The organism is Caballeronia fortuita (assembly GCF_001544835.2).
Taxonomy (GTDB): Bacteria; Pseudomonadota; Gammaproteobacteria; order Burkholderiales; family Burkholderiaceae; genus Caballeronia; species Caballeronia fortuita.
This window is the reverse complement of record NZ_FCNX02000002.1, coordinates 342,852-358,630: the sequence shown is the minus strand read 5'-3', so window position 1 is coordinate 358,630 and position 15,779 is coordinate 342,852. Positions and strand designations below refer to the sequence as shown.

The 15,779-nt window shown below is 65.3% G+C and carries 14 protein-coding genes; 9 read left to right on the top strand and 5 right to left on the bottom strand.

Going from position 1 to position 15,779, the window contains the following annotated elements; translation table 11 throughout:
* Position 1: 1 nt before the first annotated feature.
* Complete coding sequence (locus tag AWB77_RS05890) at positions 2 to 898, bottom strand: hypothetical protein (protein WP_244158474.1); 897 nt, start codon at positions 896 to 898, stop codon at positions 2 to 4.
* Between the two features lie 322 nt (positions 899 to 1,220).
* Here AWB77_RS05890 and AWB77_RS05885 point away from each other — a divergent pair, with 322 nt between their 5' ends.
* The 9 genes from AWB77_RS05885 to AWB77_RS05845 all read left to right on the top strand — a co-directional run bounded on the left by AWB77_RS05885 (position 1,221) and on the right by AWB77_RS05845 (position 10,802).
* Positions 1,221 to 1,433 (top strand): DUF2964 family protein, encoded by a 213-nt coding sequence (locus tag AWB77_RS05885; RefSeq protein WP_063936480.1) that lies wholly within the window; start codon positions 1,221 to 1,223, stop codon positions 1,431 to 1,433.
* Between the two features lie 59 nt (positions 1,434 to 1,492).
* On the top strand, positions 1,493 to 1,750 hold the full coding sequence (locus tag AWB77_RS05880; protein WP_061133451.1) for an RNA recognition motif domain-containing protein: 258 nt from the start codon (positions 1,493 to 1,495) through the stop codon (positions 1,748 to 1,750).
* A gap of 96 nt (positions 1,751 to 1,846) precedes the next feature.
* Entirely contained in the window at positions 1,847 to 2,686 is an 840-nt protein-coding gene (gene ppk2, locus AWB77_RS05875) for a polyphosphate kinase 2 (RefSeq protein ID WP_061133450.1), read from the top strand.
* A 26-nt stretch (positions 2,687 to 2,712) separates the two neighbouring features.
* The gene (locus tag AWB77_RS05870) at positions 2,713 to 4,407 is read left to right on the top strand and encodes a SulP family inorganic anion transporter (protein WP_061133449.1); all 1,695 of its coding nucleotides are present in this window, start codon (positions 2,713 to 2,715) and stop codon (positions 4,405 to 4,407) included.
* A 125-nt stretch (positions 4,408 to 4,532) separates the two neighbouring features.
* Positions 4,533 to 6,824, top strand: coding sequence for a DUF3141 domain-containing protein (locus AWB77_RS05865; RefSeq protein ID WP_061133448.1), 2,292 nt, complete (start codon positions 4,533 to 4,535; stop codon positions 6,822 to 6,824).
* A 19-nt stretch (positions 6,825 to 6,843) separates the two neighbouring features.
* The gene (locus tag AWB77_RS05860) at positions 6,844 to 7,800 is read left to right on the top strand and encodes a phosphate acetyltransferase (protein WP_279616171.1); all 957 of its coding nucleotides are present in this window, start codon (positions 6,844 to 6,846) and stop codon (positions 7,798 to 7,800) included.
* A gap of 4 nt (positions 7,801 to 7,804) precedes the next feature.
* The gene (locus AWB77_RS05855) at positions 7,805 to 9,019 is read left to right on the top strand and encodes an acetate/propionate family kinase (RefSeq protein WP_061133446.1); all 1,215 of its coding nucleotides are present in this window, start codon (positions 7,805 to 7,807) and stop codon (positions 9,017 to 9,019) included.
* Positions 9,016 to 9,798, top strand: a complete 783-nt coding sequence (gene fabI, locus AWB77_RS05850) for an enoyl-ACP reductase FabI (RefSeq protein WP_061133445.1) — start codon at positions 9,016 to 9,018, stop codon at positions 9,796 to 9,798. The genes AWB77_RS05855 and fabI overlap by 4 nt, the downstream gene beginning before the upstream one ends.
* On the top strand, positions 9,795 to 10,802 hold the full coding sequence (locus tag AWB77_RS05845; RefSeq protein WP_061133444.1) for a hypothetical protein: 1,008 nt from the start codon (positions 9,795 to 9,797) through the stop codon (positions 10,800 to 10,802). The genes fabI and AWB77_RS05845 overlap by 4 nt, the downstream gene beginning before the upstream one ends.
* A 9-nt stretch (positions 10,803 to 10,811) precedes the next feature.
* On the opposite strand, the gene AWB77_RS05840 is transcribed toward AWB77_RS05845, so the two are convergent.
* The 4 genes from AWB77_RS05840 to AWB77_RS05825 are packed head-to-tail and all read right to left on the bottom strand — an operon-like array spanning position 10,812 to position 15,779.
* Positions 10,812 to 11,408 (bottom strand): PqiC family protein, encoded by a 597-nt coding sequence (locus AWB77_RS05840; protein WP_061133443.1) that lies wholly within the window; start codon positions 11,406 to 11,408, stop codon positions 10,812 to 10,814.
* Positions 11,408 to 13,009, bottom strand: coding sequence for a PqiB family protein (locus AWB77_RS05835; RefSeq protein WP_061133442.1), 1,602 nt, complete (start codon positions 13,007 to 13,009; stop codon positions 11,408 to 11,410). The genes AWB77_RS05840 and AWB77_RS05835 overlap by 1 nt, the downstream gene beginning before the upstream one ends.
* On the bottom strand, positions 13,006 to 14,292 hold the full coding sequence (locus AWB77_RS05830; RefSeq protein ID WP_061133441.1) for a paraquat-inducible protein A: 1,287 nt from the start codon (positions 14,290 to 14,292) through the stop codon (positions 13,006 to 13,008). The genes AWB77_RS05835 and AWB77_RS05830 overlap by 4 nt, the downstream gene beginning before the upstream one ends.
* Positions 14,289 to 15,779, bottom strand: a complete 1,491-nt coding sequence (locus AWB77_RS05825) for an efflux transporter outer membrane subunit (protein WP_061133440.1) — start codon at positions 15,777 to 15,779, stop codon at positions 14,289 to 14,291. The genes AWB77_RS05830 and AWB77_RS05825 overlap by 4 nt, the downstream gene beginning before the upstream one ends.

Genomic DNA, 15,779 nt, shown 5'->3' with positions numbered 1-15,779 from the left:
GTCAGAAACTGACCGCGAAGCCGAACGATACGCCGTGTACGTTGTGACCGAACACGTAGCGCACCATCGCGCGCGTGCGTGTGATGACGACGGGATAGCGGCTGCTGTCCAGTTCCAGCCCGACGCCGAGCGAGGTCAGATCGTTGAAGCCGAGCACGCCCGCGCTGTCGCCGAAATAATGCGAATACGCGGTTTCGAGCACGTAGCGCACGGGCCTGTCGAGCGCGGCAAGGCCCGTCGGCGCACGCCAGCGCGCCCACAGGCTGAACTGCTGCGCGGTGGCCGAACCCTGCACGGCCTCCGACGAACTGCCGAAGCTGCGTAGATAGATATCCGTTGCGCGCAGTTCGAGATCGATTTCATAGTGCTCGCGGTAGTGCTCCAGATCGAGCATCAGCGAACCGCCGAGGCCGTATGCATTGAGCGCGCCGTCTTCGAGAAATTGCAGATTGGCATTGGCGACGTGATTGAACACCGTCTGCGCGACGCGCAAATCGCTCGCGACGCGGCCGATCATGCCGTTGAGTATCGGCCGCAAGCGCAGCTCGTCGGTGATCGGAAAGTCCCAGCCGATGCCAATGGTCGTGCTCGCTGTGTTCCATTTCGCGGGCACCGGGCGCTCCTGGTTGCCGTCGGTGGCGAGAAAGGTCGGATCGTAGCGGCTGTACGCGACAGTGCCTTCGAGATAGAGCGGAAACGACCGGCTGAGGGTGAAGCCGCCGCCGAGCTGCGTCTGGCCGAAGCCCGGATTGCCGCTCGTGCTGCTGTTGATGGAAAGCGAACTCGTCGTGACGTCGGGCACGGCGGTGTAGGACATGACCGCGAGCACGGCGTTCGCGTAGTTCTTCACGTTCGCGCCGACGACCGCGCGATCGGGCGCGGCTTGCGCCCGCGCCATTGGAGGCGCGGCGGCGAGCGCCGCGAGCATAACAAGCGTGGCGAGCACGACGAAGCGTCGCGGCAGGCTCGAAGAATCGATCGGCTTTCGCATGTGCGCGGCGTGACTCAACGTTGAACGGCTGGTTGGTCGTACGTTGCATTCGGCTGCTCCGCCGACGTGTCGTCGCGTGCGCGGAGCCGTTGCCCGATCCCACGGTCATACGCAGAAAATGTAGCGTAAGGATCGCCGCGCGCCAAGCTCGCACATGCACGCGTGTTCACATAGCGACGAAGGATTTCCTAAACTGAAGCTATCTCGCGTCGAGCATCCGGAGACATCGATGAGACTGAACGAGCCGCGCATGGTGGTTGCATCGATCGGCGTTTTCATCTGGCTGGCCGGGCTGTACTTCACGATTCACGGGGTGCTGTACGACGTGAAGCCCGAATTCCGCTATGGCATGTGGGCGCTCGGCATCGGCATCGTGACCTTCGTCGTCGCTTTGAATCCGCTCGCGCAGCGTAAATCGAGAAACCGTGACGGATCGACCTGAGACGCGACTTGGTGTATTGCTTCGAAAAGGTACCGCGAAACTTTACGGAGAACCTTGCAATGGGCGATCTTTGGCTAGGCAATGTGGACGAGTCCGCGACCGACGAAGAAATCCGTCAGTTTCTCTGCAACTACGGCTTTCCTCCCTACGATTCGATCCAGCGCGTGCCCGGCACGGGCGAGCATCCGGCGGCGGTCGTCACCTTCGATTCGGTCGAGCCGCACGTGCTGCGCACGTTCCAGCCGCGCATCCACAACATGTTCTGGAAAAATCGCACGCTCGTGGTGCAGGTCATGCCCGAGCGCAACGAAAACTGACGGCGGCGCGACAAACAGGCGCGCCGCGCGCATCGGTGCGGCGCGGGGTATCGGCATGGCTGCGCGGGTCGCGTCGCACAACATGGGGAGACCGCGATGAAGGACGACAAGGCTGAAGGCGAGTCGAAGGGCGCGCACGAAGGCGCGGGAGCGGGCGCGCATCGGCGATTGAGCCGCAAGCAGTACGAGAAGGAACTCGCGCGCCTGCATGTCGAACTCGTGAAGCTGCAGGAATGGGCCGTCTACACGGGTGCGAAAATCTGCATTCTGTTCGAGGGGCGCGACGGCGCGGGCAAGGGCGGCACGATCAAGGCGATCACCGAACGCGTGAGCCCGCGCATCTTCCGCGTGGTCGCGCTGCCCGCGCCGACCGAGCGCGAGAAAACGCAGATGTACGTGCAGCGCTATCTGCCGCATCTTCCTGCTGCGGGCGAAATCATCCTCTTCGACCGGAGCTGGTACAACCGCGCGGGCGTCGAGCGCGTGATGGGTTTCTGCACCGAGGAGCAGTCGAAGCACTTTCTGAAGGGCTTGCCGCTGGTCGAGCGGGCGATCATCGATTCGGGCGTGATCCTGCTCAAATACTGGCTCGAAGTCGGACAGGAAGAGCAGACGCGACGGCTCGAAGAACGCATCCAAGACGAACGCAAGATCTGGAAGCTTTCGCCGATGGACCTGCGCTCGTACAGCCGCTGGTACGACTACTCGCGCGCCCGCGACGACATGTTCGATGCGACCGATACCGATCACGCGCCGTGGTACGTCGTGCGCTCGGACGACAAGCGCCGCGCGCGCCTGAACCTCATCAGCCATCTGCTCACGAACATTCCGTACAAGGCCGTGCCGCGCGAGAAGGTGAAGCTGCCGAAGCGGCAAAAGCCGGAAGGCTATCGCGAGAGCGACCGGCCGTTGCGCTACGTGCCCGAACGTTTCTGAACGCGGCAGCGGCGCACGGCAACGTCATGTCGCATCGCGTGTCCATCGCGCCCGAATGGCTGTTTCACTACCGGAAACAGTGGGCGCGCGCCGATATCGTCGCGGGACTGACGGCGGCAGCCGTCGTCATTCCGAAGGCGCTCGCCTACGCGACGATCGCGGGCTTGCCGGTGCAGGTCGGCCTCTATACGGCCTGCGTGCCGATGCTCGTCTATGCGTTCGTCGGCACGTCGCGCGCACTGTCGGTCAGCACGACGACCACGCTCGCGATTCTCGCCGCAAACGCGCTTTCCGCGACCGTCGCAGGCGACGATCCGGCTGCGCTCGCCACCGCCAATGCGACGTTGACGATGCTCGTCGGCATCATGCTTGCGGCGGCCGCGCTGCTGCGCCTCGGCTTCGTCGCGAACTTCATTTCAGAGCCGGTGCTCGTCGGCTTCAAGGCGGGCGTGGCGATCGTCATCGTCGTGGATCAGTTGCCGAAGCTCTTCGGCATTCACTATGCGAAAGGATCTTTCTTTCATAACGTCGGCGCGTTCGTCGCCGGATTGCCGCATCTGTCGGCGAGCACGCTCGCGCTCGCGCTGGCGACGCTCGCCGCGCTCATCTTGCTCGAACGCTTCGTACCGCGCGCACCCGCGCCCTTGTTCGTCGTCGCGGCGGCGATCATCGCAGTGGCCGCGCTCGGTCTGCGCGCGCACGGCGTCGAAACCGTCGGCGCGGTGCCGGCCGGATTGCCGTCGTGGACAAGACCGGATGTATCGCTCGCATTGAAGCTGTGGCCGGACGCGCTCGGCATCGCGTTGATGAGTTTCACCGAGAGCATCGCGGCGGCGCGTGCGTTCGCGCGCAACGACGAACCCGCGCCCGATGCGAACCGCGAACTGCTCGCAACCGGCCTTGCGAACGCGGGCGGCGCATTGTTCGGCGCGATGGTCTCGGGCGGCGGAACGAGCCAGACGGCGGTCAACCGGCAGGCGGGCGCGCGCACGCAGCTCGCGGGACTCGTGACGGCGGCGCTCGCGCTCGCGGTGATGCTGCTCTTCGCGCCGCTCATGGCGCTGATGCCGCATGCGACGCTCGCCGCCGTCGTCGTGTTCTATTCGATCGGCTTGTTCAGTCCGGCGGAATTCCGCGCGATCCTGAAGATTCGCCGCACCGAATTCGTCTGGGCGCTCACGGCATGCGCGGGCGTGGTGCTGCTGGGCACGCTGGAGGGCATCGTCGTGGCGATCGTGGTGTCGCTCTTCGCGCTCGCGCATCAGGTATCGAATCCGCCCGTGTACGCATTGAAGCGCATACCGGGAACCAACGTGTTCCGTCGCGCTTCATCGAAACATCCCGAGGACGAAGCGTTTTCCGGCCTCTTGCTGCTGCGTCCCGAAGGGCGCATCTTCTTCGCGAACGCGCAACGTGTCGCCGAAAAGATCAGGCCGCTCGTGCGCGAGTCCGGCGCGAAGATCGTAGTGCTCGATCTGAGCCGCGTGTTCGATGTCGAATACACCGCGCTCAAGATGATGATCGAAGCGGATGAACGTCTTGCGTCGAACGGCACGACGCTGTGGCTCGCGGGCCTGAATCCGGGCGTGCTCGCGGCGGTGCGCCGTTCGCCGCTCGGCGCGCGGCTCGGCGAGGCGCGCATGTTCTATAACCTCGAACATGTCGTCGCGAAGTACCGGGAGATTGTTGCGCGCAATGACGACGATGCCGCACCGCGTTAGCTGCGTCGTTTTTGCCACTTCCCTGTCGCACATTGCGCATATATTTTATTGATGGTATCCAGATCATCGGTCCGCTTGCTCCCAGCGTTATCCCCTTGCACGCAGTTCGTCGCGGAGGTTACGTCATGACGTATGCAGGTCAACTGGCGCGCAGCCAGCAAATCGCGCAAAAGGTCGCACGTGTGTTTCAGAAGCGCGCGGAACTGGCGCAGCGGCAATTCAGCGAACGCGCGCGCGAAGCAGGCGTGCGTGCCTTCGGCAACGGCGAGGCGGATCGTTTCAACGGCTACGCCTACGCGGTCGATGTCATGCAGCGTTCGATTCTCTTCTGGGACACGCTGCGTCAGCGCGGCAACAACTTCATCGAGCAGACGAAGCGCGGCCTCGAACCGGTGCTGCATTTCGCGCATGAAATGCTGCTCGATGGCCGCACCTTTGCGCGCCCCGTGAACTACGCGTTGTTGCGCATCGTGCCGCCCGAGGGTGTCGTCGTCGATGCGTCGAAGCGGCCGTATCTCATCATCGATCCGCGTGCGGGGCATGGTCCCGGCATCGGCGGTTTCAAGGACGATTCGCAAGTCGGCGTCGCGTTGCGCGCGGGTCATCCGGTGTACTTCGTCACGTTCTTCCGCGATCCGCAGCCGGGCCAGACGCTCATCGACGTATGCGCGGCCGAGCAGCAATTCGTCAGGCACGTGCGAGAGCTGCATCCCGGCAGCGCGAAGCCCGCGATCGTCGGCAACTGTCAGGGCGGCTGGGCCGCGATGATGCTTGCGAGCTCCCAGCCCGACGATACCGGACCGCTCGTCATCAACGGCGCGCCGATGTCGTACTGGAGCGGCGCATGGAGCGAAGGCGAGGGCGACAACCCGATGCGCTATTCAGGCGGCATGCTCGGCGGCACGTGGCTCGCGTCGCTGACGGCGGACCTCGGCAACGGCAAGTTCGACGGCGCGTATCTCGTCGAGAACTTCGAGAACCTCAATCCTGCGAACAGCTTCTGGGACAAGTACTACACGCTCTTCGACAAGATCGATACCGAGCCGCCGCGCTTTCTCGACTTCGAGCGCTGGTGGGGCGGCTATTATCTGATGAACCGCGAAGAGATCGAATGGATCACGCGCAATCTCTTCGTCGGCAATCAGCTCTGGTCGGGAGAAGTGCGCGGCGTGTCGGGCGCGTCGTTCGATCTTCGCGCGATCAAGTCGCCGATCATTCTCTTTGCATCGATGGGCGACAACATCACGCCGCCGCAGCAGGCCTTCAACTGGGTCGCCGATATCTACGGCAGCACCGACGAGATCAAGGCGCGCGGACAAGTCATCGTCGGGTTGATGCACAAGAGCATCGGGCATCTCGGCATCTTCGTGAGCGGCAAGGTCGCGAAGAAGGAGTACACGCAGATCGCATCGGTGCTGGAGACGATCGAATCGTTCCCGCCAGGACTGTATGGCATGGAGATCGCGGAACGAAGAGGCGAGAGCGGCAAGATCGAATACGACGTGAGCTTTCAGGAACGGCGTCTCGAAGATGTCGCCGCGCGTTTCAATCGCTTCGAGCGTATCGACGAATTGCCGTTCGAAGCGGTGAAACAGGTATCGGATTTCAATCAGCGCGCATATGAACTCTTCGCGCAGCCCTTCGTGCAAGCGATGGCCAGCGACGCCACCGCGACCATGCTGCGCGCGTTTCATCCGCTGCGCGCGCAACGCTGGATGTTCTCCGATCTCAATCCGTGGCTCGCATGGCTCGGCCCGGCGGCGAACGCGGTGAAGGCCGCGCGCCGGCCCGACACCGGACGCGACGTGTTGCGGCGCGCTGAACATTGCGGCTCGGATATCGTGAGCGCGAGCCTCGACTACTATCGTGCGATGCGCGATGCGACGACCGAAGCGATGTTCTTCTCCGTGTACGGCAACATGTTCACCGCGCATCACGCGCAGGAGCATGCGTCGACCGAGCAGAAAGCCGATCCGCGCGATCTGCCGTTCGTTCAGGAAGCGCTCGCGTCGGTGGCGCAAGGCGGCTATGCGCAGGCCGTCGCGCGCGTCGCGTGTCTGCTCGTGCGGCACGACGAACCATTGCCGCTCGCGCGCATGATTCTGCGCCAGGAACTCGCGGCGGATTACGCCGAGTATTTGCCGCAGATGCCGCGCGACGAATGGCGGCGCATGCGCGGCGAACAGGAAATCATCGTGCGCTACGAGCCGGAAGAAGCGCTCGCGACGCTGCCCAGTCTGCTTCAGGACGGCGACGATCGCAAGAAGCTCCTCACGCTCTTCGACAAGCTGCACGCGGACAGCCGCCTGCAAGGGATCGAACTGACGGCGGCGCAGCAGGACATGCTCACGCGTATCCGTGCGGCGCTGCCGGTCAAGGCGACGCGCGCCGCGCGACGTTCGGCGCCCGCGCATTGAGGCGGCAAGCGCATCTCACATCCACACGGAGGGCGATATGAATCAGCCGCGCGAAAAATATGTACGGCTCATCGAGGTTTGCCAGGCGTTGCCGCCGCTCGCGGTGGCGGTCGTGCATCCGTGCGACCGGACATCGCTCGAAAGCGCGGTGAGGGCGCACGAGATGCGCCTGATCTCGCCGCTCCTCGTCGGGCCACGCGATCGCATCCGCGAAGTCGCGGACGAATGCGCGCTGAACATCGCCGGCTTTCCGATCGTCGATGCGCCGCATAGCCACGCAGCCGCGGAGAAAGCGGTGGAACTCGTGCGCGAGGCGAAGGCCGAGGCGCTCATGAAAGGCAGCCTGCACACCGACGAAGTCATGGCCGCGGTCGTGAAGCGCGAGGGCGGACTGCGCACGTCGCGGCGCGTGTCGCACTGCTTCATCATGGACGTGCCGGGCCACGACGACGTGCTCATCATCAGCGATGCGGCCATCAACATCGCGCCGACGCTCGCCGATAAGGTCGACATCCTGCAGAACGCGATCGATCTCGGCCACGCGCTGCGCTTCGCAGAGGTGCGCGTCGCGATTCTGTCGGCGATGGAGACGGTGAACCCGAAAGTACCGTCGACGCTGGAGGCCGCCGCGCTCTGCAAGATGGTGGATCGTCACCAGATCACGGGCGCGCTCGTCGACGGGCCGCTCGCGCTCGACAACGCGATCGATCTTGAAGCGGCGCACACGAAGAAGATCGATTCGCCCGTCGCGGGACGCGCGAACGTGCTGATCGTGCCGGATCTCGAAGCGGGCAACATGCTTGCGAAGAGTTTGTCGTTTCTCGCGAACGCGGATGCTGCCGGCATCGTGCTCGGCGCGCGCGTGCCGATCATTCTGACGAGCCGCGCCGATTCGCTGCAATCGCGGCTCGCATCGTGCGCGATCGCATCGCTCGTGGCGTCCAAGCGCCGCGAAGAAGCACAGGTAATGGGGTGAATTCATGGCGGATGTCATTCTGGTTCTCAACGCGGGATCGTCGAGCATCAAGTTCAGAGCGTTCGATATCGAAGGCGCGCAACTCGCGCTCGTCTCCCACGGACAAGTGGAAGGCCTCTTCACCGCGCCGCATTTCGTCGCCTATAACGCGAAAGGCGAGAAGACGGGCGAGAAGAGCTGGGGCGAGGGTGCGAAGCTCGAACATTCGGACGCGATCGCGCATCTGGGCGCGTTCTTGCGCGGACATGGCGCGGGGCATCGGTTGATCGGCGTGGGGCATCGCGTCGTGCATGGCGGTGCGCATTTCACGAAACCCGTGCTGACGAGCCCCGAGGTGCTCGATCAACTCGACAAGCTCACGCCGCTCGCGCCGCTGCATCAGCCGCACAACATCAAGCCGATACGCATCATCGCCGAGCGCAATCCGGGCCTGCCGCAAGTCGCGTGTTTCGACACGGCTTTTCATGCGACGCAGGCGCCGATCGCGCAGGCGTTCGCGCTGCCCGAGTCGATCACGAAGAACGGTGTGCGGCGCTATGGGTTTCATGGCCTGTCGTACGAATACATCGCGAGCGCGCTGCCGGATATCGCGCCTGAAGCCGCGCGCGGGCGCACGGTCGTCGCGCACCTGGGCAACGGCGCGAGCCTGTGCGCGATGCGCGCGGGCAAGAGCGTCGCGAGCACGATGGGCTTCACCGCCGTCGATGGCTTGATGATGGGCACGCGCTGCGGCAACCTCGATCCGGGCGTGCTGCTCTATATGCTCGACGAACTCGGCATGAACGCACGCGATATCGAAGACGTGCTGTACCGGCAGTCGGGATTGCTCGGCGTGTCGGGCATATCGGGCGACATGCGCGCACTTCTTGCCAGCAGCGAGGAACGCGCGCGCTTTGCCGTCGATCTCTACGTGTATCGCATCGGCCGCGAACTCGGTTCGATGGGCGCGGCGCTGCAAGGGCTCGATGCGATCGTGTTCACGGCGGGCATCGGCGAGCATTCGAAGGAGATACGGCAGCGCGTGTGCGAAGCGGCGGCGTGGTGGGGCATCGAGCTCGATGCAAGCGCCAACGCCGATGCCAGCGCGAACGGCGGCGCGCGCATCAGCACGGCGTCGAGCAAGGTGAGCGCGTGGGTTATTCCGACCAACGAGGAACTGATGATCGCGCGTCATGCACTGGCGCTGATCGACCGACAACGCAAAGGAGCAGCCGAGTGACGCCAACTGTCCCGCAGCCCGTGCTGAAGGGCGCGAAAGCGCTCGTGACCGGCATCGCCAACGAACACTCGATCGCCTACGGATGCGCGAAGGCGTTCCGCGAACTGGGCGCCGATCTCGCCATCACCTATGCCGACGACAAGGCGCGGCCCTATGTCGAACCGATCGCGAAAGACCTCGGAGCGCCGATCTTCATGCCGCTCGATGCGTCGAGTCAGGATCAGATGGACGCGGTGTTCGAGCGCATCGCGAGCGAGTGGGGCACGCTCGATATCCTCGTGCATTCCATCGCGTGGGCGCCGAAAGCCGATCTGCAGGGCGGCCTGCTGAACTGTTCCGCCGATGGCTTCGCGAAAGCGATGGACATCTCCTGCCATTCGTTCGTGCGCATGGCGCGGCTCTCGGCGCCGCTCATGAAAGACGGCGGCACGATGTTCACGATGAGCTATCACGGCGCGAACAAGGTCGTTCCGAACTACAACGTGATGGGTCCGGTCAAGGCCGCGCTCGAGGCCTGCGCGCGCTATCTCGCCTACGAACTCGGGCCGCAGGGCGTGCGCGTTCACGCGATCTCGCCGGGGCCGCTCAAGACGCGCGCCGCATCCGGACTCAAGGACTTCGATGTACTGCTGACCGAAGCCGCGCAGCGCGCGCCGCTCGGCGAACTGGTCGACATCATGGACGTCGGCTTCACGTGCGCGTTCCTCGCGACGCCTTTCGCGCGCCGCATGTCGGGCGAGACGCTTTACGTGGATGGCGGCGTGCACATCATGGCATGAACGTGTTCGACTGGCTCTTCCGGCGCGATCAGTCGCATGCGCGTGACGATGTCAGGCAGGCGCTCGGGCGCATCGTAGCCGTTGCGCCGCAGGTGCGTCTTGCGAATCGCTACGAGCAGCGTCTTGCGCCTGCCGTCGGCAAGACGATCGATCATGCGCGCGAACTGGTCGCCGCACTGTCCGCGCCACGCGATGCCGCGCCCGATGCATGGGCGAGCGATCCGTATCTGCGCGCGAAGTTCGCGACGCCGGACGACATCGTGCATGTGATCGGCGAGTCGCACGAGGTGCGCGGCTGGTTCGACGACAACATCGCCGCGGACCATGCCTTTGCTGTGCTGGGCGCGACGCTCGTCGAGCGCGGCGTGCTCGTCGCGGCATTGGAGGGCGGCGCGTTGCGCACGGATGTCGCGCGCACGGCGGTGAGTTTCGACGACAAGCGCATGCGCTTTTGCAGCGAGACCGACGAGGCGCTCAGACACGAACTCGTGCAGCGGATCGTCGAGCAGTTCGCGCTCGAGGCGATGTCGCGCGTCGGCGCGAAGGAAGCGCGGCGCGATGCGTTGCAGGAATATCGCGCGCTGCTCACCGCGCGCATGCAAATGCTCGGGCGGCGCGGCGCGGGGATGAGCAGCCTGATCGCATCGACCGATCTCGCCGGCGACGCTACGCGTCTGCAGCGCGATTTCGAAGAGAACGAAGCCGCGCTCGCGTCGCTCGGCTCGCTCGCGGATGCCATCGAGATGCAGATTCAGACGATCATCGAATTGCTGGATGAGCCGTCGGCGCTCATTTCGTTGACCGAGCGCACGCTGTGCCTGAATCAGATGAATCTGTTGATGGAAGCGCGCTGCGACGAACCGCACGCAGATATCGCAATTCAGTTGGCACGCCTGCCGACGCAGCCGCCGCAAACGCGCGCGGTGGAGATCGTGCGCATCGCGAGGCGCGATGTGCCGCCGGCGGGTGCGGCGTTTGCGGAGGCGGCGCGGATGATTATTTGATGTGTGCGTCTATCGCACGGCACTTCCCGCAATCGCCCCCGCGATTTCCCGGCTCACCCGCGCGAGCGCGCGGCTATGCGCGGCCACGAGCGCATCCCAGCCATCGCCGTTCACCGGCTCGCGCACCATCGAGCGGCCCGTGAGCGCGCTCTCATCGCCGAAGCGGCGCACGGTCCACTGCGCATCGATCATGACGGCATCGCCCGGAACGGATTCGAACTGCTGGATATCGACGCGCACGCGCCACGCGTCCGGGTCCGCGATCGCGCGCGAGGCGGGCGCCACTTTGCCGGAGGCGAGCAGCACCGCGAGATCGGCCGCGATGGCATCCGCGATACTGCTCTTGAGCGGCTCTCCCCAGCGCGCATATTCGTTGAGCGCGACTTCGTTATCCGTGTTGCGCGTGACGATCTGCGGCCGGTCGACGAGATCGGGCACCGTCACCGGTCCGACGATCACGGGCCGCGTCGTCGCACGCGTGGCCGTGGCCGTCGAAATAGCGGTAAGCGAGGGATCGGCGCTCAGGCGATAGAAGCTTGCGCGCGGCGATGCGCAGCCTGCGAGCATCGACATGAGAACGACGAAAGACACGAGTACGGGCCGCATCACTTCTTGTCCTCCGGCTTGCCGCGCAGCAACGCTTCCGGATGCTGCTGCAGATAATCCGCGAGACTGCGGAACGAGGCAGCGGTGCGCGTGAGTTCGCGGATCGCTTCGGCCGTGTCCTGCTGCAAGCCGGAATCCGGCATGAGCGTCGAATGCGCGGCGTCGAGCGCGGCGCGCGCGGCGGCAAGCGTCGTCGCGGCCTGCGGCACGACTTCCGTGTTGAGGCCGCGCATCAACGTCGTCGTGCTGTCGAGCGTCTGCCGCGCGCTCGCGGTGAGTTCCTCGATCGGCAGCTTGTCGATGCGCGTCATGATGCGGTTGATCGAATCCTGCATTGATTCGAGACCGCTCGGCGTCGTCGGCAATTCGGGCGGCGAGCGGTTCCAGTCGATGCTCGCCTTCTTCGCGTGCGGGAAAAAATCCAGCGACACATAGAGCTGACCCGTCAGCAGGCTGCCCGTGCGCAACTGTCCGCGCAAGCCGCGCGCGACGAGCAGATCCGCCAGGTCCTTGCGATCTTTCACGAGCCGTCCGCCGCGCGGCACGTTCTCGAAGCGCGACGTGAACCGCTCCGGATACAGGTTGACCTCGACCGGAATGCTGATGCGCTTCGTGACCGGATCGAAGCGCGTATTGATCGACGCTACTTCGCCGATCTGGATGCCGCGAAACTCCACCGGCGCGCCCACCGCGAGGCCGCGCACCGAGCCATCGAAGGCGAAGACGTATTTATCGACGATGTGTTCCTGCACGCGCAGCGCCTCGGCGCGCGTCGGATGCAGCGTGAACACCGTGTCGCGCGGCGCCTCCGCCCAACTGAGCGACACGGCGGGCGTCTCGAATGCAAGCCCGCCGATCAGGATCGACACGAGCGACTGCGTGTTGACCTTGAGGCCGTCCGTGCCGAGCGTCACGTCGATGCCGCCCGCCTGCCAGAAGCGCGAATCGGCGTTCACGTAGCGATCATAGGGGGCGTTCACGAACACGTGCAGCGTGACGCCGCTGCCGTCCTTGTCGAGTTCGAACGACGTCACCTGACCCACCTGCAGCCGCCGGAAGTAGATCGGCGTGCCGACATCGACCGAACCGAGATCGGTCGCCTTCAGAACGAACTGCCGCCCCGGCACGTCGCTCGCGAAGACCGGCGGCGTTTCTAGGCCGGTGTAATCGTGCCGCGTCTCCTTCGAGTGGCCGATATCCATGCCGATATACGCACCCGACAACAGCGTGCCGATGCCCGACACCGAGCCGCCCGCGACGCGCGGACGCACGACCCAGAAGCGCGTGTCGTCGACGAGCATGTTGGCCGCATCGCGCGTCAGTTCCGCCGTGGCGACCACGTGCCGGTAATCCTTCGAAAGCGCGACCGACTTCACGAGCCCGATGTCCACGTCCTTGAACTTGATCTTCGTCTTGCCCGCCTCCAGCCCCTCGCCGGTCTTGAAGCTGATCGTGACCGTCGGGCCCTGCGCGAGCACCGCCTGCACCGCGAGCCAGATGCCGACCGCTACCGCGATCGCGGGCACGACCCAGACCCACGGAATGCGCCAGCGTTTTTTCGGCACGACTTCGGCGTCGGGCATGTCGTCGGGGGAGCTCATCGCGAACCGTTCCGGGGCGGCGAGAAATCCCAGATGAGGCGCGGATCGAACGACATCGCCGCGAACATCGTCAGCACGACGACCGCGCCGAACGCGATCGCCGCCGGCCCCGCCTCGATCGTCGCCATCGCGCTGAACTGCACGAGCGCGACGAGCACGGCGATCACGTAGATATCGAGCATCGACCAGCGTCCCACCAGTTCCACGATGCGATAGATGCGCGCGCGTTGCGCACTGCGCACCGTCATGCGCAGATTCGCGGTCGCGGCGAGATAGCCGATCGCGAGAATCTTGAGCATCGGCACGGCAATGCTCGCGATGAACACGATGATCGCGAGCGGCCACGAGCCCGAGTGCCACAGGTACGCGACGCCGCTCATGATCGTGTCCTTCTGCGCGCCGAAGAGCGAACTCGTGTTCATCACCGGCAACATGTTCGCGGGAATGTACAGAATCGCCGCCGCGATCAGATAGGCCCACGTGCGCGAGAGGCTTGCCGGTTTGCGCAGATGCAGATGCGCGCCGCAACGCGGGCAGCACAGATGCGTGCCGTGCAGCACGCCGCGCGTCGACAGCCCGCAATCGTGACAGACGCAGATGCCGCTTTGCGCCGCCGTGCGGCCCGCGAGCGGCGTATCGGACGGAACGCCCGGCGGCGCGCCTTCGATGCGCTGCCACATCGCGCGTTCATCGTAAGCGGATGCCGCCGCGACGAGCAGCAGCATCAGCGCCGCGAGCGACCACAGCGCCGGCCCCGTCACCACCGACGCGATATGCGCGAGCTTCACGACCGCGACGAGCAGGCCGAGCATCAGCACTTCGGTCATGCCCCAGTTGCGCGCGACGCGCAGCAGACGGAACACGGCGTCGGCGCGCCACGGACGGCGCTTCAGATGGAGCGGCAGCAGCAGCCACACCATGCCGGTCGCCTGGATCGCGGGCATCAGGATCGTCGTCACGAAGATGAGCGCGGCGAGCGGCCACATGCCATCGCGATAGAGCACGCGCACGGCGCCGAAAAGCGTCGTCTCGACGAGGTCGCCGTTCACCGCGAGCCCCACGATAGGGAACGCGTTCGAAATCAGCCACAACACGCACGCGGCGAGCGCATATGCGAGCGCGCGATCGAAGCCGCGCGCGCGGCGGCGGTACAGCACCGCGCGGCAACGGCAGCAGCGCAGCGTGCCGCCGGGCGGAACGTCGGACTCGCGCTGCATGAGGTCGCATTCGTGGCACGCGATCAGCGGCCGCGCAGTGCGATCCTCGGTTGTGACCGTGTTCATTGCACCGTCTGCGAAGCGGGCTGGCCCGGCCTGGGCGAATCGGCCGATGGCGTCGCCGTCTGCTGCTGCGTCGTCATCTTGTCGGCCGCGACGACCCAGCCGCCGCCCATCACCTTGTAGAGCGTGACGAACGACACGAGCGCCGCCGCCTGCGTCTGCGTCTCCGAAAGCTGCGCGTTGAATAGGCTGCGCTCGGCGTCGAGCACTTCGATATAGCTCGTGTAGCCGCCTTCGTAACGCGCCCGTGCAAGACGCGAGTAGGTCGCGAGCGCCGTGACCTGGCGGCCCTGCACTTCGAGTTGCTCGTGCAGTTTCTGCGAGGCGATGAGCGCGTCGTCGACTTCCTGGAACGCGACCTGGATCGCCTTCTGGTACGTAAGCAGCGCCGCCTGCTGCTGCGCCTCGGCGGACTGCACCTGACCGGAGATGTTGCCCGCCGTGAAGATCGGCTGCGTGACCTGTCCCGCGAACGACCAGATGCGCGACGGCCCCGTGAAGAGCGACGAGAACTGGCCGCTCGCGGTGCCGAGCAGACCCGTCAGCGATATCTGCGGAAAGTAGAGCGCGCGCGCCGCGCCGATGAGCGCATTCGCCGCGACCAGATCCTGTTCGGCCTGCAAGAGATCGGGCCGGCGCTCCAGCAAGTCGGACGGCAGGCCGGCGGGAATCACAGGCGTCGCGAACTCGCCGAGCGTGCGGCCGCGCACGATGGGTCCGGGATTCGCGCCGAGCAGCACCGAAAGCGCGTCTTCCTGCTGCGCGATCTGCGTTTCGAGCTGCGGAATCGTCGCGAGCGAGGCTTCGTATTCGGACTGGCTTTGCGCGAGCTCCATCTGCGAGACTTCGCCGCCTTCGAAGCGCAGTGTGAAGACATGGACCGATTCCGCGCGGCTTTGCGTCGTCGCTTTGGCGATTTCGAGCTGCTTGTCGAGGCTGCGCAGATTCAGATACGACGACGCCACCGACGCCACCAGTGAGAGGATCGTCGCGCGCCGTCCTTCCTCGCTCGACAGCAGATTCGCGCGCGCCGCTTCGGTCAACCGACGGTTGCGGCCGAAGAGATCGAGTTCCCACGACGCCGACACCGACGCCTGGAAGTCGTTGTAGATCGGCCCGAAGCCGTTGAGCGGTTGCGGTCCCGCTGCCGACGCGCGCTGCCGCGAAGCCGATGCGCCCGCCGCGAGCTGCGGAAAGAGCGCAGCGCGCGTCGTCACGAACTGGCCCAGAAACTGATCGACGCGCGCCGCCGCGATCTTCACGTCCTTGTTGTTCGCGAGCGCGGTCGAGATCAGCTCGTCGAGCACCGGGTCCTGGAACTGACGCCACCATTCGCTGTTCGCGGCGTCGGCGACTTCGGGCGCGGCGAAGCGATACGTCGCCGGGGTATCGACAGGCTGACGCGAATAATCAGGACCGAGCAGGCAGCCGGAGAGCGACAGCGCGACGGCGACGCCCGGCAGAGACAGAATGAGCCTCACGCGCCTCAT